This is a genomic window from Streptomyces roseolilacinus, assembly GCF_014649335.1.
In the GTDB taxonomy this organism is placed as follows: Bacteria; Actinomycetota; Actinomycetes; order Streptomycetales; family Streptomycetaceae; genus Streptomyces; species Streptomyces roseolilacinus.
In genome coordinates, this window is the sequence record NZ_BMSV01000005.1 from 349,545 (window position 1) to 370,914 (window position 21,370).

The following is a 21,370-nucleotide window of genomic DNA, read 5'->3' on the forward strand; positions in this document are numbered from 1 at the left end:
GTTACCAGGAGTCATCCTGTTACGTGTGGGTACGAGGCGTTTGGTCCCGTACGACGAAGAGGTGGAACGACATGGACGAGACCGTAGCGGCGCCGACCCGCAGGACGGCCCCCGACGGGGTCACCGAGCTGCCGACCGTCGGGAGTCTGGAGGAGCTCGCCGACCTCGTGGAGCGGCACGGCAGTCTCTTCGTCCGCTGGTCGCGGAGCCCGGCCGAGGACATGGAGGAGACCCGCAGCGTGGACCACCTGACCGGGATCCCCCTGCCCGGCCTGTCGGCGAACCCGCTGCAGATCGAGAGCTGGTGGGAGGACCGCCCGGTACGGCTCTGGGTGGCCCGCCGCCTGTACGACTACTGCCACCTGCGCCAGGAACGGGACGGCGACGTCCGCCCCTGGGCCCTGCGCGGCCGCGAGGCGGCCCGGGGCCCGGACAACGAGCCGCTGCTCTGCGACGTGGAGCCGGTCTGCTGGATCGACCTGGAGGTGCTCGACGAGGCGGAGGAGGAGGTGGCGCGCCAGCGCCGCCCCTGGGGGCCCATGAACCGCACGGCCTGACCGCCGCCCCCGCGCCCGCACGGGAGAGGGGCGCGACCGCACCCGCGGCCGCGCCCCTCTCCCGTCGTGCGTCAGGCGCCGAAGACGGCCGGGTCGGGCCCGAGCCGCCGGCCCTCGTCGAGCGCCGCGAACGCCGCCATGTCCTCCGTGTCGAGCTCGAAGTCGAAGACGTCGATGTTCTCCCGGATCCGCGACGGCGTCACGGACTTCGGGATCACCACGTTGCCGAGCTGGAGGTGCCAGCGCAGCACGACCTGCGCCGCGGTGCGGCCGTGCTTGCGGGCGACGGCCGCGATGGCGGGCACCTCCAGCAGGCCGCGGCCCTGGCCCAGCGGCGACCAGGCCTCGGTCGCGATCTCGTGCCGGGCGTGGAAGGCGCGGGACTCCGCCTGGGCGAGCTGGGGGTGCAGCTCGATCTGGTTCACGACGGGCACGACGGACGTGGCGTCCATCAGCCGCTCCAGGTGCTCGGGCAGGAAGTTGGACACGCCGATGGAGCGGGCCCGGCCGTCCGCGAGGATCTTCTCGAACGCCTTGTACGTGTCGACGTACGTGTCCTGCGCCGGTACCGGCCAGTGGATGAGGTAGAGGTCCACGTAGTCGAGGCCGAGCCGCTCCAGGGAGGCGTCGAAGGCGCGGAGCGTCGAGTCGTAGCCCTGTTCGTCGTTCCACAGCTTGGTGGTGACGAACAGCTCCTCGCGGGGGAGTCCGGACGCGGTGAGGGCCTGACCGGTGCCGCGCTCGTTCTCGTACACGGCGGCGGTGTCGATGCTCCGGTAGCCGGCTTCGAGGGCGGTGCCCACCGCCTCCGCCGCCTCGGCGTCCGGCACCTGCCAGACACCGAAGCCGAGCTGCGGCATGGTGACACCGTTGTTCAGGGTCAGGGAGGGGACCTTGCTCACGAGCGGTCGATCCTTACGTCGTCGGTGGGTACTCCAGACGTCAACGATCACACGGGGCGACGAAATTCCCGCGCCCCGCACGAATCGCGTCGTGTCACGGGCACCGACCCGGCCCGCGGGGCGCGGACCGTCACGGAACGTTTCCGGCCGGCTCCGAACGGTGGGCGTGGAGAGTGGTCCCGGGCCCCGCACCGGCGCCCCCGGCCCGCGGCCGTTCGGCCCGGTCCGGGGCCGGTTCAGGAGAAGACCACGCACGCGGCGGCGGGCACCTCCACCGAGCCGCCCTGCCGCGGCCGCCCGTCCAGCGGGTCCACGTCGAACCACGTCACGTTCCCGGACCACTCGTTCGCGACGTACAGCCTGCGTCCCGAGGGATCCGCGACGAGATCGCGCGGCCAGCTCCCGCCGCAGCCCACGCTCCCCACGAACCGCGGCTTCTCCGCCCCGTCCTCCAGCGACAGCGTGACGAGCGCGTCGAGGCCCCGCACCGCCGCCCGGAGGAACCGCCCGTCCGCCGAGACCGCGGGAACCGACGGGCAGGCCCGCACGCCCCGGGGCCCGCCGTCGCCGTCGACCGGGACCTCCGACAGCGGTTCCAGCCACCCGGACGCCGCGTCCCAGCGGCACACGGTCACCTGCGGTTCCAACTCGTGCAGGACGTACGCGACCGTGCCGTCCGGGTGGAACGCCAGGTGCCGGGGCCCGGACCCGGCGCGGAGTCCCACCTCCCCGTGCACGCGGAGCGCCCCGCCCTCCCCGTCGAACGCGCAGACCCGCACCGAGTCGGTCCCCAGATCCGTGGTGAGCACCCACCGGCCGCTCGGGTCGGGCAGCACCTGGTGGGCGTGCGGGCCCTCCTGCCGGTCCGGGTCCGGGCCGGAGCCCTGGTGGGCCAGGACGACGGCCGGCCCGGCGATGCGCCCGTCGGCGTCCAGCGTCAGGCCGCTGACGCTCCCGGACCCGTAGTTGGCGGTCAGCAGCCGGCGCCCGGCGACGCTCAGGTGCGTGGGGCCCGAGCCGCCCACCGCGACCGGCCGGCCGAGCGGGGCCAGTTCCGGGCCCTCGGCCCGGAAGGCGGCGACCTCGCCGGACTCCGCCTCGCTCACCGCGTACAGCACCCCGGTGCCCCGGTCGAGCGCGAGCCACGACGGGTCGGCGAGCACGTCGATGGCCCCGACCGGTGTCAGCGCCCCGCTCGCCGGGTCCACGGCGGCGACGGTGATGCCGTGCCCGCCGCCCGAGGTGAACGAACCGATGTACGCCCAGGACCCGCCGTTCTGATCCATAAATGCCCCTTTCGTGGATTTTGTGCCTCCTGGGTAGGGCAACGACCGCGCCCCGGGAGGGTCACCGCCCCCGCCCCGGGCGAACCCGGATGCGCTGTCGGCGAACCGCTCTGGGTGCCGGGGCGCCGTGCTGCTTGAGTGGCGGAATGGAAATCCTGGTATTGGGCGGAACGGCGTGGCTCGGCAGGGAGTTGTCCCGGCAGGCGCTCGGACGCGGCCATCGCGTGACGTGCCTCGCGCGCGGCGAGAGCGGCGGGGTCGCGGACGGCGCGGTGCTCGTCCCCGCGGACCGCCGCGACCCCGCCGCGTACGCGCCGCTGCTCGACCGCGTGTGGGACGCCGTCGTCGAGGTGTCCTGGCAGCCGGGCTTCGTACGGGGGGCGCTCGCCGCGCTCGCCGGCACGGCCCGGCACTGGACGTACGTCTCCTCCGTCAGCGCGTACGCCTCCCACGCCGCGATCGGCGCCGACGAGTCCGCCCCGCTCCTCACCCCGACCGACCACGACGAGGCCGACCGCTCGCTGTACGGCGAGGCGAAGGCCGCCTGCGAGCAGGCGTCGACGGCCACCGTGGGCGACCGGCTCCTCATCGCCCGCGCCGGCCTCATCGGCGGCCCGGGCGACCACAGCGGACGCTCCGGCTACTGGGTGGCCCGCGCCGCGCGCGACCCGCGGGGGCCGGTGCTGGTCCCGGACACACCGGGCCTGCCGACCCAGGTCGTCGACGTGCGGGACCTGTCCGCGTGGCTGCTCGACGCCGCCGAGGCGGGCACCACCGGCACGTACGACGCGGTCGGCCCCGTCGTCCCCTTCCACGAGTGGATCGACCTGTCCCGCGAGGTCGCGGGGCACACCGGCCCGGTGGTCACGGCCGACTCGGCCTGGCTCCTCGCGCAGGACGTGGCCGAGTACATGGGCCCCGAGTCGCTGCCGATGTGGCTGGTCGAGCCCGGCTGGGAGGGCTGGTCCGCCCGCGACGGCTCCGCGGCGCGCGCGGCGGGCCTGCGCCACCGGCCCCGCGCGGACCTGCTGGCGGACACCCTCCGCTGGGAGCGCGGGCAGGGCCTGGACCGCCCCCGCCGCGCGGGCCTCAGCGCCCGGCGCGAGGGCGAACTGCTGGACGCCCTCGCCCGGACCTGACCGGCGCCTCGGGCGACCACGGGCGGCGTGGTGGGGCGCTGGGGGACCGGTGCCCCACCGCGGGAGGGCGGGACGAACGGGCCGACGGCCGGGAAGACCGTTCCCGGCACGGGCGGCGGGTCGCTCGGGGCCCTGGCGCGACGGCCGGGCCGGCGCGCGGTCACGGCGGCGCCCTCCCTCCCCGGGGGACGAGCACCCGCGACCGCGGCGGGCGGCTCCGCGCCCGTCATCCACCCGCGGGGCCCGGGATCCGTCAGCGGGCGGGCCCCGGCCTCACCGGGCGGTCACCCCGCCACGAGCCCGGGGTGGTGGCGCCGGGCGACCTCCGGGTGGGCCCGCACCCACCCCTTCAGCTCGTTGCGCCCGTACTCGGCGTGCAGGGGGTTCGCGCGGTCCTCGGCGATGCCGGGCGCGTGCTCCAGGTACGCGCCGGGAACCGTCCTGATCACCGCGTCCAGCCGCGGGTTGTAGAAGAACGGCACGGAGAAGCGCTCCACCGCCCCGGGCGGACTGACCACCCGGTGGTCGGTCGCCGACAGGTACCCGTCGGTCGCGATCTCCAGCAGCTCGCCCAGGTTGACGACGAACGCCCCCGGCCGCGGCGGCACGTCCAGGTAGCCGTCGCCGGACCGCACCTGCAGGCCGCCCACCTCGTCCTGCAGGAGCAGCGTCAGGAAGCCGTAGTCCTTGTGCGCGCCCACGCCCTGGCCGCTCCCCTCGGGCGCCGAGCCGGGGTAGCGGACGAGCTTGGTGTGCAGGTGGGGGCGCTCGGCGAAGGCGTCGTCGAAGTAGTCGGCGGGCGCGCCGAGCGCGGTCAGCAGCTCCCGCAGCAGCCGGTGCGCGACCGTGGCGAGCCGGTCCTGCCAGGCGAGGACGGCCGTACGGAGTTCCGGCAGCGCGGCGGGCCACTGGTTGGGCCCCTCCAGCCACAGGTACGCCGGATCGTCCGGCCCCACCTCGACGGCGGGCCGTTCGGCGCCGACGTCCAACTGGTCGCGCCAGTCGGAGCGGCCGCCGGTCAGCTCGTGACCGATCCGGGTGTAGCCCCGGAAGTGCGGCGAGTTCAGGTTGCTGAGCGCCAGTCGGTCCGCCTCCGGCAGGGCGAAGAACGCTCTGGTCAGCTCCATGATCCGGGAAGTCTCCCGGTCGCTGACGCCGTGTCCGGTCAGGTGGAGGAATCCCACGTCGCGTGCCGCGGCGAGCAGGTCGCGGTGGAACGCTCCGCGGGACCGCGGGTCGTTCGCCGCGGACAGGTCGATGACGGGCAGGGCGCGTTCGGTGGTGACGGTCGGGACGGACATGGTGGTGGCCTTCCGTTTCGCGTGTGACGAGGCCCTGCTGCCCTGAGGGTGACGGGAACGCGGCGTACGGAGAGCACCGGCCGGAGTGTGCCGGGAGGGTGCGCCGACTGCAGGACCGTGGAGAGGTGGAGAGGGGAAGAGGTCAGTCCTGGCGCGGACAACTCGTGGTCGTGACGCGCACGTAGTCCACGTGTCGGCGCATCACGAGAAGAGTCACTCGCACAGCGTAGCGCGCGGCGGTCACGACGCCCAGGGACACTCGCCGCACACCCTCCGGACCGGCCTCCGTCACCCCCCGGCCACACGGCGCGCCCGGATTCGGCCAACGGTGAGGAGTCTCACAAAATGCCGATTCCGTTCGAACTTTCCTCCCGTCATGGGTCAAGATCCCTGACGACGACAAGCCCTCGCCGCCGTGGCGAGGCGGTCCGGGTGGACGCCGAGTCCTGCCGCCGTCCGGATCTGGTCGACACGAAGTGAATCGGCAGGAGTGGAGGACCCAGCAGTACCGGGGCGTGCGCACCATGGCCGTCCCTTGGGGTGAAGCCGCGTCAGCGGCCGGGCAACTTCGCCTGCCCGAACCCGACAGGTCATCCTTCGCAGGCGGATGACGAAGGGTTGCGCATGACCGCGCAGAATCACGTTCCGTCCGTACTGTCCCGAACCGGTGCCGTCTCGGCACTGACCCTCGCCGCCCTCGCCGGCACGCTGCTGGCACCGGGCGCCGCTCCCGCCGCGCAGGCGGCGGGCCCCGCGCACGCGACGAAGGCGCTCAACGTGGCGGCCTCCAAGAAGGGTTCGCCGTACAAGTACGGAGCCGCGGGTCCGTCCCGCTTCGACTGCTCCGGCCTGACGCTGTACGCGTACAAGAAGGCCGGCAAGAACCTGCCGCGCACCGCGCAGCAGCAGTACAACCGGACGCGCCACATCTCGGCGTCCACCCTCCAGAAGGGCGACCTGGTCTTCTTCCACTCCGGCGGCCGCGTCTACCACGTCGGCGTCTACGCCGGGAGCAACCGGATCTGGCACGCCCCGAAGGCGGGTTCGGTGGTGAAGCTGGAGCGGATCTGGACCAAGAAGGTCCTCTACGGCCGCGTGCGCTGACGCCGGATCGGCGAGCGTCCCACCGGTCGGGTCCCCACCCCGGGACGGGGATCCGACCGGAGGGGAACCCCTCAGGGGCCCGGCGTCCCCGTCCTCGGCCGGGACCGTCCTCGGCCGGGACCGTCCTCGCGGGGGCCGTCGGCCCCGCTCCGGTCCCCTCGCCGCCCCACCCCGTGCCCGCCGCCCCGCCCTTCCGGGAAGGGGCGGCGGGCACGGTCCTGACGCCCCCCGCTGCCGCGTCCGTCCCGTCGGCCGGCGCACAGCCGGCCCCTCGTGCGTCACCTCCCGGCAGAGCCGGCGCTAGGCGCAGGTGACGAACGACCGCACGACCGCCCCGGACGTCAAGGTGGTCTGCCAGGACGGCGCGGAGGGCGTCTGCCACACGATGCCGCCCGCCACGACGACCACGGTCGGCGAGGGGTACGCGGGCACCCACGGCCCCGTCGTCCACGTCGCGCCCTGCTGAGCCTGACCGGCAGGCGCACGACGGCGCGTTAGGCTCGTCGGATGGCGAAGTACTTCGATGTGCACCCCGACGACCCGCAGCGCCGCGTCATCGGCAACGTGGCCGAGATGATCCGCTCCGGCGCCCTCGTCGCGTACCCCACGGACTCCTGCTACGCACTGGGCTGCAAGCTGGGGAACCGCGAGGGCCTGGCGCGGATCCGCACCATCCGCAACCTGGACGACCGTCACCACTTCACCCTCGTCTGCCGGGACTTCGCCCAGCTCGGCCAGTTCGTGCACGTCGACAACGACGTGTTCCGGACGCTGAAGGCCGCGACGCCCGGACGCTACACCTTCATCCTCCCCGCGACGAGGGAAGTGCCGCGCCAGCTGCAGCACCCGAAGAAGAAGACCGTCGGGGTGCGCATCCCCGACCACACGGCGACCCAGGCCCTCCTCGCCGAACTGGGCGAGCCGCTCGTGTCAAGCACGCTGCTGATGCCGGGGGAGGAGGAGCCGATGACGCAGGGCTGGGAGATCAAGGACCGGCTCGACCACGTCCTCGACGCCGTCCTCGACTCGGGTGACTGCGGTACGGCGCCGACCACGGTCGTCGACTTCTCCGGCGGCGCACCGGAGATCGTCCGCAGGGGCGCTGGCGACACGTCCCGCTTCGAGTAGCCACCGGGAGGGCACCGCGCCGGACCCGGCGGAGCGCCCGGCGGGCAGGAAGGATTCCTCGGGGGAGATCCGGCGGCGCCCACCCGCGGCCTTCCCCGCCCCCCCTGGGGGTGACCTCCTCCGCCCTGCCGGAACGTTTCCGCGGCCTCGCCCCGTCGCGGCGCACCCGCCTTCGGCGCCCTCCGTCCGGGCCGGGTGGTGACGGCGCCGTACGGACGCCCCCCTCCCGCCGGGGCGGAGGGTCTCAGAGCCGCTCGTGAGCGACCTCGTCGTCACCGGGCCGCTTCCCGCGGTGCCTGCGCCGGGCCTTGAGCAGCCGTATCCGGTCGAGACGGGAGATGACGGGTGAGGCGCTGGTCCCGTGGACGACGACGGAGGCGAGGATGGTGAAGGTCACGACGGCCCACAGCTCTTCCGCCGGGACGTGGAAGCCCTCCGTGCCGAGGGCGTACGCGAGGTAGAACAGCGACCCGATGCCCCGGATGCCGAAGAACGCGGTCACCACGCGCTCCCGGGGACCGGCGGGGGTACCGAACTGCGCCACCCACCCGGTCAGGGGCCGGACGACGAGGAGCAGCAGCAGACCGACGAGCGCCCCCTGCCAGGTCAGGTGGGTGAGCGCGCCCTGCGCCACGAAGGCGCCGAGCAGGAAGAGCAGCCCGGCGGTCATGAGCCGTTCGACCTGCTCGACGAAGTCGTGCAGCACGGTGTGGTAGCCGTGGGCGCGCTCGGCGGCCCGGATCCGGCACGCGGTGACGAACACGGCGAGGAAGCCGTACCCGTGGACGAGTTCCGTGACCCCGTACGCCAGGAAGGTGGCGCCCAGCGCGACGAACCCGTCGCGGTGCTCGGACAGCCGCATCGACTCCCATCCGGCGCGGAAGAACATCCAGCCGAGCAGCCTGCCCACGGCGAGCCCCGCCAGGACGCCGACGACGCACCGGTAGAGCACGTCGACCAGCAGCCACTGCCCGACCCACGCACCGGACAGTCCCGTACCGGCGGCCGCGGCCAGCGCGATCGCCGCCATGACGACGGGGAAGGCGAGCCCGTCGTTGAGCCCCGCCTCACTGGTCAGGGCGAACCGCACCTCGTCCTCGTCGTGCTCGGACTCGGTGGGCGCGCCGACCCGGACCTCGGAGGCGAGCACCGGGTCGGTGGGGGAGAGCACGGCGGCGAGCAGCAGCGCGGCGGCGGGCGGCCAGTCCAGCAACCACCAGGCGAGCAGCCCGGTGACCACGATGGTCAGCGGCATCGTCACGCCCAGCAGCCGCCACGACGCCTGCCAGTGCCGCCACCCGACGGGTCGGTTCAGGGCGAGCCCGGCACCCATGAGGGAGACGATGACGCAGACCTCGGTGAGGTGCTCGACCCACATCCGGTCGCCCACCGGGTCGACCCCGGGCAGCGGCAGCGGTGACGCCTGGAGGGCCATTCCGCACAGCAGGAAGACGAGCGGCATGGACAACGGCCGCCCGGCCACGACCCGTGGCAGCACGGCGGCGCCGAGCGCGCCGGCCCCGAACAACGCGAAGAAGAAATCACCCGAGCTCACCGCAGACGTGTGCCCCTCGTGTCCCACGAGTACGCCCACCACCCGGGCGACCCACCAGGATCGACACGCCCTCCCGCCCGGACACACGCGGGCGCCCCACCCGTCCGCCGCCCGCCGCCCACCGCGCGGAGAGGGCCCGCCTGGGTAGGCACCCTCACCCGAACCGAGTACGCGTGCTCAGTCCCCGCCGCCCCCCGGCCGCCGACGATGACGACCGACACCGTCACCACCGGGAGACCCGCATGCTCAGCCGCCTCGCCCACACCCTGGTCCCTGCCTTCGGACGCCTCACGGTGACCGCCGACCGGGACGCGGACCTCGCGCCGGGCAGCATCGTCGCCGCCAACCACACCTCGCTCGCCGACCCCGCCGTCGTGCTCGCCGCACTGCGCCGCCTCGGCGTCGAACCGGTCGTCATGGCGACCGCGGGACTGTGGAGGGTCCCCCTGCTCGGCCGCGCGCTCACGCGCGGGGGCCACATACCCGTGCACCGGGGCGACCGCCGCGCCGCACGCGCCCTCGACCTGGCGGAGGCGGCCCTCGGCCGGGGGAGGCTCGTCCTCATCTACGCCGAAGGGGGGATCCCCGCGCGTGAGGGCGCCGCCGAGGCCGCCCCCGGCCCCTTCCGCAGCGGCCTGTCCCGCCTGGCCGGGCGCACCGGCGCACCGGTCGTCCCCCTGGGCCAGGCGGGGGCCCGCCGGGTCACGTCCGGCAGCCCGGCCCGGCAACTGGCGGGTGTCCTCAGCGCCCCGCTCCGCCGCCCCGCCCTGCACGTCCACGTGGGCGCACCGCTGACCCTGGCCGGCGACCATGTCACCGGGACCGCCCAGGCGCACGCCGCGGTGACGGCCGCCTGGCGTACGGCGGCCACCCGCCTCGACGCCTCCCCGGCCCTCGCCGCGTGACGCCCGGCCCCTCTCCCCTATAAGCGGGCCGGGCGGCACGGCCCCTCCTCACCGGTGACGTCCCGGCGGGGGCGTCACGCGTAGTACGCGACGTACTGGGCGGACTGCCGGGCCGGGGAGAAGCCGTCGAAGTCATCCGCTTCCTCGCAGTGCAGCAGGCGTTCCAGCGCCGCCCTGCTCTCCGCGTCCTGCCGCGACTCGAGGTAGGCATTGGTCCGGCTCAGCCCGGCACCGCAGAGGAGTTGGACGTCGATCGAGCAGTAGGCGTCGAAGCCGGCGGTCTTGGCACGCCAGATGAGCGGGACGTCATCGAGGCGGCCGGCGTGGAACAACTGGACGCAGCAGAGCTTCATCAGGAGGGTGTCGCCGTACCCCTGGCTCCGGCGCTCCAGCCGGATCTGCTCCTCCAGCAGCGTGCGCACCTCGTCGAGGCCGCGCTCGTCGGGGCGCAGGCCGTGACGCAGCAGCCACTCCTCCTCGTCCACCGGTCCTCCCGCCCTCTTCTCCGGTCCCATGACCCGAGCCTACGGGGCCGGGCCCCCGATCGACGGGGGGGCCGGGCGCGCGGCCGGGTCCCGCCCCGCCGGGCGCGGGTACGAGGTGGCCGGGCCGGCCGCGCTCCTCGGCGGACGGCCCGCGATCAGCGCTCCGCCGACACGTCCCCAACGCGCTCACCGGTGCCCGGGCGCCGCGGCAGGAGGTAGCGCACGCCGTCGTCGGTGGAACCGTCCGGTGTGAATCCGGCGCGGGTGACGACGGCGTGGGAGGGGGCGTTGCCGTGGTCGACGGTGGCGCGCAGCACCGTCGGCTCGGGGTGGCGGAAGGCCCAGTCGGCCAGGGCGCGCAGGGCCTCCGTGGCGTAGCCCCGGCCGCGCGCGGACTCCACGAGGTCGTAGCCGATCTCGGCCTCGCCGTCGGCGTCGGGGGCGGCGTGGAAGCCGATGCCGCCCACGGCGCGCCGGTCGGAGGCGCGGACGATGGCGTACGTGCCCCAGCCCGGCCGGTACGTGCCCGCCTCGCGCGCCTGCACCACCATGCCCCCGGCGAACCGCGTGCCCTCCTCCGGGCCCCCTTCGGCCCACGCGAAGCCCCCGCTGCCGCCGCCGTGCAGGTCGGCCGCGACCACGGGCGACACCTCGCACAGGACGAGCCGCTCGGAGCGGATCGGGTCGGCGTACCAGCGCCAGGCCCCCAGGCGGGGCAGCCTGTCGAGGTCGCCGCGGCCGGTGGCCCACAGCAGCGTCCTCCAGGGGTCGTTCCCGCGCGGGGTGTGCGGGAAGAGCCGCTCCAGCACACGGGCGCACAGGTGTCCGGGCGGCTGCCAGCCGTGCACCCCGAGGGCGTCGAGGATGTCGTGGGTGTGCACCAGCGTCTCGACGACCCCCATGGCCGCGAAGCCGTCACCGCCCGCGGCGCCGTACGGGTGCCAGGCCCGCACCTCGGGGGGAGTCCTGAGGACGGCGGCGGAGAGCAGCCCGCCGGTGGCCTCCACGACGCGGATCAGGCCGTCGGGGGCGGTACCCGGATCGGCGACGACGTCGAAGGGGGCGTATCCGTCGGTCGCGCGGCCCGTCAACTGGGTGGCGTAACCCACGAAGTCGCTCGCGATGTGGACGGCGGTGTCGTGGCAGCTCCACTCCAGCCCGGCCGCCGGTACGGACCAGTCCCGTTCCGCCACGTCGCGAAGTGCGGAGACGGTGGCGGTGACCGCCTCGTCGATGTCCTGTGGACCCATGATCGCCATGGGGACGACCCTAGGGTCCGGCCGACGCGGGCACCAGGGATTTCGCGGACGTGCGGGGGAGGGCCCGTCCGCGCACCGCACGCGTCCCCGGAGCGGTCGCCGCCGGGCACGCTCCCGGGCCGGACCACGCCCGTCCCCGGCGCCGGAGGACCTTGCCTAAGAGAAGTGGTAGGTTACCTAAAGGCATTAGGCAATTCCCTGCTCGGCGAGGGGTTCGGCGGGGGACGGGGAGAGGAAGAGGATGGTCCGCGCGGGACTGACCGCGGAACGCCTGGCTCGGGCGGGCGCGGAACTGGCCGACGAGGTCGGCTTCGACCAGGTGACCGTCTCGGCGGTCGCCAGGCGGTTCGACGTCAAGGTCGCGAGCCTGTACTCGCACGTGAAGAGCTCCCACGACCTCAAGACCAGGATCGCCCTGCTCGCCCTCGGGGAACTCGCCGACCGGGGCGCGGCGGCGCTGGCCGGGCGGGCCGGCAAGGACGCCCTGGCCGCCCTGGCGAACGTCTACCGCGACTACGCCCGGGAGCACCCCGGCCGCTACGACGCCGCCCGGCTGCGGCTCGACCCGGCGACGGCCGCCGCCGGCGCGGGCGGCAGGCACGCGGGGATGGCGCGGGCGGTCCTGCGCGGCTACGACCTGGCGGAGCCCGACCGGACGCATGCGGTCAGGCTGCTGGGCAGCGTCTTCCACGGCTACGTCAGCCTGGAGGCGGCGGGAGGGTTCAGCCACAGCGCCCCCGACTCGCAGGAGACCTGGACGAGGATCCTCGACGCCCTCGACGCGCTGCTGCGGAACTGGCCCGCCGAGCGCCCGGGACCGGCCGAACGCCCGGGACCGGCCGAACGCCCGGGACCGGCCGAGTGACCGGGGCCCGCCCCGGCCGGACGCCGCGCCGGCCGCGCAGCGGCGAAGCCGAACGCACCACACACGTCGATTCACCGGTGGGGACCGTGCACACGAAGGACTTCCGGATCACCACGCCCGTCACCGCGGACCTCCTGCGCGGCGCCCTGGAAGTGGAACGCACCGAGCACGGCGTGCTGCCGCACCGCCTGCCCGCCTGGGCCCGCGCCCAATGCGCCGACGGCCAGCTGGCCATGGCCGAGTCCCAGCCCTCCGGGGTGCGCCTGGTCTTCCGTACCCGGGCCACCACCGTCGAACTGGACGCGCTGCCCACCAAACGGGTCTACGTGGGCGCCCCGCCCCGCCCGGACGGCGTGTACGACCTGCTCGTCGACGGCCGCCCGGCCGGCCGGGGCAGCGTGACGGGCGGCAACACCCTGACCATCGACATGGCCACCCGGACCGTCGACCACCGGCCCGGACAGCCCGGCACCCTCCGCTTCACCGGCCTGCCCGACGGCGTGAAGAACGTCGAGATCTGGTTGCCGCACGACGAGACCACCGAACTCGTCGCCCTGCGCACCGACGCCCCCGTGGAACCCGCACCGGACGACGGCCGCAGGGTGTGGCTGCACCACGGAAGCTCCATCAGCCACGGCTCCGACGCCGCGAGCCCCACCACCACCTGGCCCGCGCTCGCCGCCTCCCTCGGAGGCGTGGAACTGGTCAACCTGGGCCTGAGCGGCAGCGCCCTGCTCGACCCGTTCACCGCCCGCGTGCTCCGCGACACGCCCGCCGACCTGATCAGCGTCAAGATCGGCATCAACCTGGTCAACACCGACGTGATGCGCCTGCGCGCCTTCACCCCCGCGGTCCACGGCTTCCTCGACACCATCCGCGAAGGCCACCCGACCACACCGCTGCTGGTCGTCTCGCCCCTCCTGTGCCCCCTCCACGAGGACACGCCCGGCCCCAGCGCCGCGGACCTCGGCGACCTCGGCACCGGGCGGCTGCGGTTCCGCGCCATGGGCGACCCGGCGGAACGCGCGAGCGGGAAACTGACCCTGCGTGTCATCCGGGACGAGCTGGCCCGCATCGTGGGGCAGCGGGCGACCCGCGACCCGCACCTGCACCACCTCGACGGCCGCGACCTCTACGGCGAGGCGGACTTCGCCGAACTGCCGCTGCCCGACGGGCTCCACCCGGACGCCGCCACCCACCGGCGCATCGGTGAACGCTTCGCGAGGCTGGCCTTCACCGCCGGCGGGCCCTTCACCCACCGCGGCGCCTGAGACCGGGCCCCGCCCCGCACCCGGTGCGGCGGCACTTCGCGCCCCGATCCCCAGGGCCCGCGGATGCGGTGCGAGGGGGAGCGCGGCGACGGCCTCGGCGAGGCGGGGTGAGAGCCGCGGCACGCGCCGACCGTACGCGGGAGACGGCGCCGGCCAGGCCCGGCCCGGCCGACCGCTCCCCGTTCCCGGTACGGGGCGCGCCCGGCGTACGGGGCGCGTGCCCCGTACGCCGGGCGCGCCCGCCGGCGGGTCCGGAGGTCAGAGCGCGGTGCCGCTGCTCCACTGCGTCCTGCCGTCCGCACCGGATACGACGAGGTCGCCGCCGTCCCGCAGCACCAGGGAGAAGCCGGTGCCGAAGGTGCCGGTGTTCCACAGCGCCCCACCCGTGGTCGGGCCGCCGTCCTTCGCGTACAGCACGAAGTTGCCGTCCGGCTGGAAGAGGGCGTAGGCGCCCGGGTTCAGGTCCCCGACGGCCCACAGCTCCCTGCCCGTGGCGCGCTCCCGGATGGAGAGGCGGCCCAGGATGTCCATCAGCAGGACGACACGCTCACTGTGGGTCCACGCGCCCGGTCCCAGCCTGTCCCCGGCCTTCAGCGTGGCGGGACGCTTCCAGGTCGTGCTGCTCCACAGGGCCGAGCCGGTTCCGCCGGTCGGGGAGAGGGAGTACAGGACGAGGTTGCCGTCGCTCTGCAGGGCGAGGGACGCGCCCTCGTTGCCGTGGGTCCGGGTGCTCCACAGCGCGCCGCCCGTGCTGGGGCCGCCGTCCTTGCCGTACACGACGAAGTTGCCGTCGGTCTGCATCACCGCGTACGCGCCGGGGTTGCCGTGCGTCCCGCTGGCCCACAGGGCGCCACCGCCGGCGTTGTGGTACATCACCAGGTTGCCGTCGGTCTGCATGAGGACCTTGACGTCGTTGGCGGCGAGCATCTGCCCCGGCAGCAGCTTCTGACCGGGCGTCATCCGCACGGAGCGGTTCGTGGTGCCCTTCACCCAGGACGCGAGTCCGTCCGTACGGGACTCGAAGGCGCCCGTGCGCGTGGCGGCGCTGCCCAGGCAGCCGCCCTGCCAGGAGCGGCTCGTCACGGCGACCAGGGCGGGCGCGCCGTTCCCGGTGCGCAACGCCGGGCCCCCGGCGTCGCCCTGGCAGAGCGAGGCGTCGGCCGGCGTCCTGGGGGCGACCTCGAACTCGGTCGCGGACGTGCCGCCGACGGTGAACACGGCGGAGTGCAGCCTGTCCGGGACCCAGGTCGTCCGGGTACGGCCGAACCCGGCGACCGTCAGCTCCTCGCCGGCCGTGGGCGCGTTCGCGCTCAGCGCCACGGGGGTGACCCCGGTGGCGGGCCGTTCGAGACGGGCCATGACGAGGTCGCGGTCGGAGCGCGGAACCAGCTCCACGACGGCGGTCGTGTGCCCGCCGGCGGCGGTCAGGTCGGTCTTGCCGACGGTGACCGTGGTCCGGCGCGCGGGCGCGCCGGTCGGGACGTCGATGCTCTGCGCGGGGTCGGCGGCGAAGCAGCTCTTGGCCGTCAGGACCCAGCGCGGGTCGACCAGGACACCGGAGCAGGCCCGCGCCTCCGGCTGGTCGCCGACGACGAGGCGGGCGGTGAACGCGTACGTGCCGAGCGGGACCGGCTGACCCGCGACGGCCTGGGCCGAACCGGGTGCGAGGAGCGTGGCGCCGAGGGCGGCGCAGGCGGCCAGGGCACCGCCGAGCCGCGCCGCGCGCGGAGGACGGATACGGGACATGGTCATCCTTGGGAAACGGGTGCCGGACCGGCCGGCAGGAACGACGGGGAGGGAGGGGACCGGTCCCCGGGGACCGGTGCGCGGCGTTATCGCGTGGCCCTGATCTCGACGAGCATGTGGTCACGCCCGTTCGGGTCCGCGCTTTCCCCCACCGGGGTCCAGGTGTTCTTCGCGATGTCGAAGGACTTCTCCTCGTCCTCCACGGTCATGGTGACCTCGGTGGCGTACGCGTTTCCCTTGACTCCGTAAACGGAGGGGATTTCCAGGCTGAGGTAGCCGCCGTTCCCGGAGACGCGGAAGCAGACCTTGTCCTTGCTGCGCGCCCACACCTCCAGCAGGCCGGTTTCGCTGCCGCACGCGGCGAGGGTGATGTGGCCGTCCCCACGCTTGAGGACGATTCCCTGTTCCGCGAGGATGCGGTCCGCGTCCGGGTAGGCGAAGTCCTCGACGGCGTAACCGGGCGCCTCGTCCGCGACCTGCGTCAGCGCGGGCGCGGCGGCGGTGCCGGAACCCGCGGCGGTGGCGCCCACGGTGCCCGTGAGGGACACGAGTGCGGCGGCCGCTCCCGCGGCGACGGCCGTGGCGAACGCACGGGACAACAGCTTCATGGGGTCCTGTCTTTCAGAGTCGACGTCACAGGAATGCCGTCACCGCCTACCGGATTTCGCGCATGCGGAGAAAGCCCTCGGAGGGGCGCAGCGTGAGAAAGAGGGTCGGAATCCCTGGATCGCGCACGACGGAAAACGTGGTGCGCCGGCTCCCCCCGGTTTCGACGCGCCGGTCCCCCCGTGGCCGGCTGTCGGTCATTGTTGCCGTCCGGTTCCCCCCGCGCAAGCAGGAAGGGGAAACGGCAAGGGAACACGCCGTGTCCGCTCACCGGGGGCCGCCCCGCGCCTGCTCACGAGGCCGTGGCGGTCGGGGCATCCGACCGCCACGGCCTCGGGCGTCCTCGCGGGTACGTCGTCACCGGGTCGTGCGCGTCCCGTCGACCACCGTTCCTAGCAGCAGCACGTGCAACACGTGTCGACCCGTACGTCGTCGATGACCGGGCCGTACGCACCCGACACCGTGCTGGCGAATCCGAGCGTCGTCGTCGGCCCGTTGGCGACGAACGTCACCTGCCGGGTCACGTAGCCCATGGCGGTGCGCGTCTTGCCCGTGGCGTCGAAGGAGAAGTCCTGGAAGTTCTGCCCGTCGACCAGGACCCGGCCCGTCCTCAGGGCCGGCCCGCCCTCCGGGTTCGCCGCCAGGGAGTAGGTGACGGTGTACTTCTTGCCCGGGGTCGTGGTGAAGGTCTGCGCCACCGTCCCGGGGACCGTGGCGTTGAGGTCGACGGACTGGTCCCCTTCGGCGGCCTGCCAGAATCCGGCACCGATGAGGTCCACCGCTCCGCCGGTGACCTTCCACGGCCCGATGGACTGGCCGGCGGAGAGCGTCGTGAACGAGCCGGCCGGGGCGGTCGGGTATTCGAAGCTGCCGTCGTCGAACCGGCTCGCGGCCGAGGCCGGAGAGGCCAGCGCCGTGACCGCTCCGGTCGCGAGCAGCCCGGCTAAGGCCGTGGCGGCGGCGAGGAAACGCGAACCCACCATGAGTACCTCCTGAGAGTGGCGACGATCCGGTGGAGCAGAGCAAGGCTCCTGTCCGGACGGCCGGAGTGAGAAGGGCCGCGTCCCGGCGTGCGGAGGCGGCCACCGGATGCCGTGGTGCGCGGGCGCCGGGGCGCTGGGGCGCACGCCGGTGGGCGGACGCGAACACTGGCGCGTCGGCGGGCCGCCGGGCGCGTCCGGCGCGGACCGTGCGGGACTCGCCGGTGGCCGCACCGCACACGGGCGCGACGCCGCGCGGCCCGATCCGGATCGGCTCCACCGGCGAGTGCGGCAGCGACGGGGTCGTCCTCGCCCCGGCCGACGCCGCGCCCACTCGTGACCCGGGGCGTCCCGCCGCCGGTCCCCGAGGGCACGGCCGGGGCCGCTCGGCGTCCCCGGCCGGTTCCCCGCCGGGGACGCCGAGCGGCCGGCTCACACCGGGTCGCCCGCCATGGCGGCGGCCATCCGCAGATGTGGCGCCGCCTCCTCGGCACGTCCCTGCCGCTCCAGGGTGCGGCCGAGCATGAGCCGGGCGTAGGGCTCCACGGGGTCGTGGTCCAGGAGGGCGCGCAACTCGGTCTCGGCGCGGTTCAGTTGGGCGGAGTGGTAGTAGGCGCGGGCGAGCAGCAGCCGCTGGGCCGTCTGCCGCGGGTACTCGTCGACCAGGCCGCGCAGGATGCCGGCGGCCGTCCGGTACTCCTTGGCCTCGAAGAACAACCGAGCGCGGTCCCACCGCTCGGCGGCCGTCCCGAACTCGTAGTACGTGTCGCTCACCGCTCGCTCCCTCTCTGGTCCGCCTCGGGGTTCCTGTGCCGTCAACACGGGACGGCGCTCCGCCATTTCCGCTGGCGCGCCGGGGCGCGGGGGCCGCCCCGCGCGGCCGCTCGCGCCGCCGTCCGCCGCCCCGCGTCCCCGGCGGAGAGCGCGTCCCCGGAGCCGCGCCCCCTCCGCGTACGGCGTCGGAACCGGCGGCGGCCCGGCCGCGTCCTCGCCACCGACAAGCCGATCACCACACGACGGGAGTCGTAGTTGTCCATGCGCCGAGTTCTCGCCACCTCCACCGCCGCGGCCGCGCTCGCCGCGCTCGCCACCGTGGTCGTCCCCACCACGGCGGAGGCGTCGGTGATCCGGATATGCGGGGTCCGGTCCGACGGCCTCCTGTGGTGCCACAACGACGCCCCCACCTCGATCCGCAGCTACCCGGACCGGACGGACAGCTGGCAGGTCGACACCCTGCGCACCACGTACAGCTGGTTCAACTGCTGGACCACGGGCTCGCTGCACGCGGGCGGCAACCGCACCTGGTACAAGACCACGGGCGACGACCACGGCGCCTCGGGCTTCGTCCCCGCCTCCGCGGTCCACACGCCCTCCTCCTTCGACGCCGACCCCTCGGCGCACGGCCTGCGCCACTGCTGACCGCACCCGGCCGGTGCGCCGACCGCCGGTGCGCCGACCGCGGGCGGGGCAGGACGGCGGTACCGAGCGGGGCAGGACCGCGGAGCCCCGCTCGATGGCGCCGCCCGCCCGTCAGCCACCGGTGGCCGTCATCACCCGTCACGGTGGCCGAGGGGGTGTTCCGCCCCTGGGGGGCTTCCGGCGCGGGCACCGTGGCCGCATGCGAACACACCGGCTCGTCCCCGTCGTCCTGACCGCCGCGCTCGCACTGGCCGGGTGCGTGTCCGTGCGGGGCGGCCCGCCCGCCCCGCCGCCCGTCCCGGGGGAGTCGCCGGCCCGGGACCGCCCGCCCGTGCGGGTGGCGGCGAGCCCGCCGCCGACACCGCCCGCCCCGCGTGAGGAACTGAGCGGCAGGGCCCCGGTCCTGCCCGCGGCCACCCCGCGCCGTACGGCCGGTGTCCGGAGCGACGTACCGGCCGGAGCGGCGCCCCGGCGGCTCGGGACGGAGGGCCGTCGGGCCGACCCACCGGGGCCGGGGCGGCGCCCCGCGGCCGGAGAACCGAAGCGCCGCGGCCCGGGGAGGACGCCGCCGGTCGTGGTGCCCCGGCCCGGACCGCGGCAGACCGTCCGGATGCGTGACCTGTGCCAGGCGGCGCGGGGCACCGTGGACCGCTCCGTCGTCGGTCTGTGCCGCCGCGCCTACGGCTGACCCCGCCGGCCGCGCGCCCCGCCCCGGGCGGCCACCGGGGCGGGGCGTCTGCGGCCGGGGGGACGAGCCGGCCTCTTCGCTCGTACGGCCGCCGCCCCCGTGCGACCGGGGACGGATCCCCACCGCGGGCACCGTCGGCGGCACCGGAGGCCGTGGCGGTACGCGCTTCCGCTCGTGCGCGGCCGGCACCGGGTCGCGTCCGGAGGGGCCCGCCACCCGAGCCGGCGCCGGGCCCGGCCCCCCGGTCGTACCGTGCCGTCGGCCGTCCCCGCCGGGGCCGTGGAAGAAGGGGAAGGCCCCGCCACCGGGACAGGTGAGTGGCGGGGCCGGGTGCCCGGCGCCGGTCGGGGGGTGTCGGCGCGCGAACTCGGGTCCTCCTCTTGGTGCCCCCGATCGGCGGGGGTATGCACCCCGGATCCGGGAAGACGCGGCGACCGCCGTTCCCGGGGCCCGGGACGACCGCCCGGCGCGGTTCGGACGGCGCGCGGCCCCGATCGCCGCCGGCCTCGGTGCCCGTACGGACGGGAGGGCCGGCCCGCACCGCGGTTCGCGCCCTCCCCTCACCGCGGGACGGACGCGCACCCGCCCCGGAGGGCCCGGCCCCTCGTCGGGCGCCGTCCGGCCGCGCCGCTTCCCCTCGTGGCCCGGTCGCGGCGGGCGGACGGCCGGGGAGGAAGACCCGGCGCGGGGCCCGCGGGGTCACGCCTGCGGGGCCCGGGCGTCGTAGCGGAGGAAACCGGGCCGGGCGACGGCGAGGAGGCCCACGGCCACCACGCACGCCACGCCCCCCGCGACCACGGCGGTGGTCGGTGAGAAGAGGTCGCCGGCCGTTCCGGCCAGGAAGTCGCCGGCCCGGGGACCGCCCGCGACCACGACGATGAAGACGCCCTGGAGGCGGCCGCGCATGTCGTCGGGGACGGCCGTCTGGAGCACGGTCGTCCGGAAGACCATGGAGATGGTGTCCGCGCAACCGGCGACGGCCAGGAGGACCAGGCCCAGCCAGAGGTGGCGGGTCAGGCCGAACACGGCGATCGCGCCCCCCCACGCGGCGACGGCCAGGACGATGGCCAGGCCGTGGCGGTGGATCCGGCCCAGCCAGCCGGAGAAGACCCCGCCGAGGAGGGCCCCGACGGCGGGCGCGGCGACGAGCAGGCCGGTCGTCCGGGCGTCGCCCCCGTACCACAGCACGGCCAACGCCGGGAACAGCGCCCGCGGGTGGGCGAGGATCATCGCGCAGAAGTCGGTGTAGAAGGTCATGCGCACGTTCGGGCGGGTGGCCAGGAACCGCAGCCCGCCCAGGACGGACGGCCGCTTCGAGTCCCCGCCGCGCTGCGGGGGCATCGCGGGCAGCCGCCACATCGCGTACAGGGCGGCGCTGAAGGCGACGGCGTCGATCAGGTAGGCGGCCTCGTACCCCCACGCCCCGACGACGAGTCCGCCCAGCATGGGCCCGACGAGGGCTCCGGAGGTCGTGGTCATCGACGACAGGGCGTTGGCCGCGGGGAGTTGATCCTTCGGGAGGAGGCGGGGGATCATCGCCGTGCGCGCGGGCGAGCTGACCGCCCCGCAGACCGACTGCAGGGACACCACCGCGTAGAGGAACCACACCCGGTGGAACCCGGCGACGGTGCCGGCGGCCAGCACCACGGAGAGCGCGGCGAGCCCGGTCGCGCTGACCAGGCCGAGGAGCCGGCGGTCGACCGCGTCCGCCACGGCGCCCCCGTACAGGCCGAACGCGACGAGCGGGACGAGTGAGAACAGGCCGACGAGGCCCACGGAGAAGCTGGACCCCGTCAGTTCGTAGACGTGGAGGGATATCGCGAGGGTGGTCATCCCCTGGCCGGTCCAGGAGATGGTGCCGCCCACCCACAGGCGCCGGTAGTCGGGGCTGGTGCGCAGCGGTGTCAGGTCGGCGAGTACGCGCCGTCGTGGTGCGGCCGGCGGGTCGCCGGCCCCGTGCGCGGTCCCGGTCGCGGAGGTCTCGCTCACCGGGGTGTCCACGGGGCGCGGGGGAGCGGGGCGTGGTGTGGTCGCATGGACCGCAATATAGGGGCGAAACCGATTGCGCTCCTTACGGGGTGGCCTGCGCCGGGCGGATCCCCCGCTCCGCGCCCGCGGTTCGCGGCGGTCGGCCCCCCGGCCGCGGGGGCGGGTCCGGGGCCATGGGCGGACGG

Annotated in this window: 21 protein-coding genes and 1 riboswitch; of the genes, 10 read left to right on the plus strand and 11 right to left on the minus strand. The window is 75.1% G+C overall.

The window, feature by feature from the left end; genetic code table 11:
* The first annotated feature begins 71 nt into the window (after window positions 1-71).
* Window positions 72-557, plus strand: coding sequence for a DUF6098 family protein (locus IE106_RS14385; protein WP_189533787.1), 486 nt, complete (start codon window positions 72-74; stop codon window positions 555-557).
* Between the two features lie 71 nt (window positions 558-628).
* Here the strand turns inward: IE106_RS14385 and IE106_RS14390 are convergent, their stop codons facing one another.
* On the minus strand, window positions 629-1,459 hold the full coding sequence (locus IE106_RS14390; protein ID WP_189533789.1) for an aldo/keto reductase: 831 nt from the start codon (window positions 1,457-1,459) through the stop codon (window positions 629-631).
* A 236-nt stretch (window positions 1,460-1,695) separates the two neighbouring features.
* A complete protein-coding gene (locus IE106_RS14395) occupies window positions 1,696-2,745 on the minus strand; it encodes a lactonase family protein (RefSeq protein WP_189533791.1) in 1,050 nt (349 codons plus the stop codon).
* Window positions 2,746-2,891: 146 nt separating this feature from the next.
* Here IE106_RS14395 and IE106_RS14400 point away from each other — a divergent pair, with 146 nt between their 5' ends.
* On the plus strand, window positions 2,892-3,884 hold the full coding sequence (locus IE106_RS14400; RefSeq protein ID WP_189533793.1) for an NAD-dependent epimerase/dehydratase family protein: 993 nt from the start codon (window positions 2,892-2,894) through the stop codon (window positions 3,882-3,884).
* Between the two features lie 284 nt (window positions 3,885-4,168).
* Here the strand turns inward: IE106_RS14400 and IE106_RS14405 are convergent, their stop codons facing one another.
* Entirely contained in the window at window positions 4,169-5,185 is a 1,017-nt protein-coding gene (locus tag IE106_RS14405) for an isopenicillin N synthase family dioxygenase (protein ID WP_189533795.1), read from the minus strand.
* Between the two features lie 460 nt (window positions 5,186-5,645).
* Window positions 5,646-5,806, plus strand: a riboswitch (cyclic di-AMP (ydaO/yuaA leader).
* Between the two features lie 3 nt (window positions 5,807-5,809).
* Here IE106_RS14405 and IE106_RS14410 point away from each other — a divergent pair.
* The 3 genes from IE106_RS14410 to IE106_RS14420 all read left to right on the plus strand — a co-directional run bounded on the left by IE106_RS14410 (window position 5,810) and on the right by IE106_RS14420 (window position 7,417).
* Window positions 5,810-6,289, plus strand: a complete 480-nt coding sequence (locus tag IE106_RS14410) for a C40 family peptidase (RefSeq protein WP_189533797.1) — start codon at window positions 5,810-5,812, stop codon at window positions 6,287-6,289.
* 310 nt (window positions 6,290-6,599) lie between these two features.
* Window positions 6,600-6,755 (plus strand): alpha-amylase inhibitor, encoded by a 156-nt coding sequence (locus tag IE106_RS14415; protein WP_189533799.1) that lies wholly within the window; start codon window positions 6,600-6,602, stop codon window positions 6,753-6,755.
* Window positions 6,756-6,796: 41 nt separating this feature from the next.
* Entirely contained in the window at window positions 6,797-7,417 is a 621-nt protein-coding gene (locus IE106_RS14420) for an L-threonylcarbamoyladenylate synthase (protein ID WP_189533801.1), read from the plus strand.
* 244 nt (window positions 7,418-7,661) lie between these two features.
* Here IE106_RS14420 and IE106_RS14425 read toward each other — a convergent pair whose 3' ends face one another.
* Window positions 7,662-8,972 (minus strand): cation:proton antiporter, encoded by a 1,311-nt coding sequence (locus IE106_RS14425; RefSeq protein ID WP_189533803.1) that lies wholly within the window; start codon window positions 8,970-8,972, stop codon window positions 7,662-7,664.
* 242 nt (window positions 8,973-9,214) lie between these two features.
* On the opposite strand from IE106_RS14425, the gene IE106_RS14430 reads away from it, so the two are divergent.
* Window positions 9,215-9,877: a lysophospholipid acyltransferase family protein gene (locus IE106_RS14430; protein ID WP_189533805.1), complete on the plus strand. Its 663-nt coding sequence runs from the start codon at window positions 9,215-9,217 to the stop codon at window positions 9,875-9,877.
* 74 nt (window positions 9,878-9,951) lie between these two features.
* Here IE106_RS14430 and IE106_RS14435 read toward each other — a convergent pair whose 3' ends face one another.
* Window positions 9,952-10,392 carry a hypothetical protein gene (locus tag IE106_RS14435; protein ID WP_229840420.1) on the minus strand — a complete coding sequence of 147 codons (441 nt, stop codon included), beginning with the start codon at window positions 10,390-10,392 and terminating at the stop codon, window positions 9,952-9,954.
* 125 nt (window positions 10,393-10,517) lie between these two features.
* On the minus strand, window positions 10,518-11,621 hold the full coding sequence (locus IE106_RS14440) for a GNAT family N-acetyltransferase (protein ID WP_189533807.1): 1,104 nt from the start codon (window positions 11,619-11,621) through the stop codon (window positions 10,518-10,520).
* Window positions 11,622-11,862: 241 nt separating this feature from the next.
* Here IE106_RS14440 and IE106_RS14445 point away from each other — a divergent pair, with 241 nt between their 5' ends.
* The gene (locus IE106_RS14445) at window positions 11,863-12,486 is read left to right on the plus strand and encodes a TetR/AcrR family transcriptional regulator (RefSeq protein ID WP_189533809.1); all 624 of its coding nucleotides are present in this window, start codon (window positions 11,863-11,865) and stop codon (window positions 12,484-12,486) included.
* 86 nt (window positions 12,487-12,572) lie between these two features.
* A complete protein-coding gene (locus IE106_RS14450) occupies window positions 12,573-13,757 on the plus strand; it encodes a GDSL-type esterase/lipase family protein (protein ID WP_189533810.1) in 1,185 nt (394 codons plus the stop codon).
* Between the two features lie 258 nt (window positions 13,758-14,015).
* On the opposite strand, the gene IE106_RS14455 is transcribed toward IE106_RS14450, so the two are convergent.
* From IE106_RS14455 to IE106_RS14470, 4 genes are all read right to left on the minus strand, one after another.
* Entirely contained in the window at window positions 14,016-15,503 is a 1,488-nt protein-coding gene (locus tag IE106_RS14455) for a trypsin-like serine protease (RefSeq protein WP_189533812.1), read from the minus strand.
* An 86-nt stretch (window positions 15,504-15,589) separates the two neighbouring features.
* The gene (locus IE106_RS14460) at window positions 15,590-16,111 is read right to left on the minus strand and encodes a hypothetical protein (protein ID WP_229840422.1); all 522 of its coding nucleotides are present in this window, start codon (window positions 16,109-16,111) and stop codon (window positions 15,590-15,592) included.
* Between the two features lie 390 nt (window positions 16,112-16,501).
* Window positions 16,502-17,092, minus strand: a complete 591-nt coding sequence (locus tag IE106_RS14465) for a choice-of-anchor C family protein (protein ID WP_189533814.1) — start codon at window positions 17,090-17,092, stop codon at window positions 16,502-16,504.
* A 429-nt stretch (window positions 17,093-17,521) separates the two neighbouring features.
* Window positions 17,522-17,863, minus strand: coding sequence for a tetratricopeptide repeat protein (locus IE106_RS14470; protein ID WP_189533816.1), 342 nt, complete (start codon window positions 17,861-17,863; stop codon window positions 17,522-17,524).
* Between the two features lie 261 nt (window positions 17,864-18,124).
* Between IE106_RS14470 and IE106_RS14475 the strand changes: the two genes are divergently transcribed.
* Both IE106_RS14475 and IE106_RS14480 read left to right on the plus strand, forming a co-directional pair.
* Window positions 18,125-18,508 (plus strand): hypothetical protein, encoded by a 384-nt coding sequence (locus IE106_RS14475; protein WP_189533818.1) that lies wholly within the window; start codon window positions 18,125-18,127, stop codon window positions 18,506-18,508.
* Window positions 18,509-18,707: 199 nt separating this feature from the next.
* Window positions 18,708-19,196, plus strand: coding sequence for a hypothetical protein (locus tag IE106_RS14480; RefSeq protein ID WP_189533820.1), 489 nt, complete (start codon window positions 18,708-18,710; stop codon window positions 19,194-19,196).
* A gap of 699 nt (window positions 19,197-19,895) precedes the next feature.
* Here the strand turns inward: IE106_RS14480 and IE106_RS14485 are convergent.
* Window positions 19,896-21,185, minus strand: a complete 1,290-nt coding sequence (locus IE106_RS14485; protein ID WP_189533822.1) for an MFS transporter — start codon at window positions 21,183-21,185, stop codon at window positions 19,896-19,898.
* Window positions 21,186-21,370 lie beyond the last annotated feature (185 nt).

What these genes read in the sequence shown, in the direction of transcription:
- IE106_RS14480 (WP_189533820.1), top strand. Translation starts at nt 18,708, where the DNA reads ATGCGAACACACCGGCTCGTCCCCGTCGTCCTGACCGCCGCGCTCGCA.
- IE106_RS14465 (WP_189533814.1), bottom strand. Translation starts at nt 17,092, where the DNA reads ATGGTGGGTTCGCGTTTCCTCGCCGCCGCCACGGCCTTAGCCGGGCTG.
- IE106_RS14385 (WP_189533787.1), top strand. Translation starts at nt 72, where the DNA reads ATGGACGAGACCGTAGCGGCGCCGACCCGCAGGACGGCCCCCGACGGG.
- IE106_RS14475 (WP_189533818.1), top strand. Translation starts at nt 18,125, where the DNA reads ATGCGCCGAGTTCTCGCCACCTCCACCGCCGCGGCCGCGCTCGCCGCG.
- IE106_RS14405 (WP_189533795.1), bottom strand. Translation starts at nt 5,185, where the DNA reads ATGTCCGTCCCGACCGTCACCACCGAACGCGCCCTGCCCGTCATCGAC.
- IE106_RS14455 (WP_189533812.1), bottom strand. Translation starts at nt 15,503, where the DNA reads ATGTCCCGTATCCGTCCTCCGCGCGCGGCGCGGCTCGGCGGTGCCCTG.
- IE106_RS14410 (WP_189533797.1), top strand. Translation starts at nt 5,810, where the DNA reads ATGACCGCGCAGAATCACGTTCCGTCCGTACTGTCCCGAACCGGTGCC.
- IE106_RS14430 (WP_189533805.1), top strand. Translation starts at nt 9,215, where the DNA reads ATGCTCAGCCGCCTCGCCCACACCCTGGTCCCTGCCTTCGGACGCCTC.
- IE106_RS14445 (WP_189533809.1), top strand. Translation starts at nt 11,863, where the DNA reads ATGGTCCGCGCGGGACTGACCGCGGAACGCCTGGCTCGGGCGGGCGCG.
- IE106_RS14400 (WP_189533793.1), top strand. Translation starts at nt 2,892, where the DNA reads ATGGAAATCCTGGTATTGGGCGGAACGGCGTGGCTCGGCAGGGAGTTG.
- IE106_RS14420 (WP_189533801.1), top strand. Translation starts at nt 6,797, where the DNA reads ATGGCGAAGTACTTCGATGTGCACCCCGACGACCCGCAGCGCCGCGTC.
- IE106_RS14395 (WP_189533791.1), bottom strand. Translation starts at nt 2,745, where the DNA reads ATGGATCAGAACGGCGGGTCCTGGGCGTACATCGGTTCGTTCACCTCG.
- IE106_RS14435 (WP_229840420.1), bottom strand. Translation starts at nt 10,392, where the DNA reads ATGGGACCGGAGAAGAGGGCGGGAGGACCGGTGGACGAGGAGGAGTGG.
- IE106_RS14440 (WP_189533807.1), bottom strand. Translation starts at nt 11,621, where the DNA reads ATGGCGATCATGGGTCCACAGGACATCGACGAGGCGGTCACCGCCACC.
- IE106_RS14460 (WP_229840422.1), bottom strand. Translation starts at nt 16,111, where the DNA reads ATGAAGCTGTTGTCCCGTGCGTTCGCCACGGCCGTCGCCGCGGGAGCG.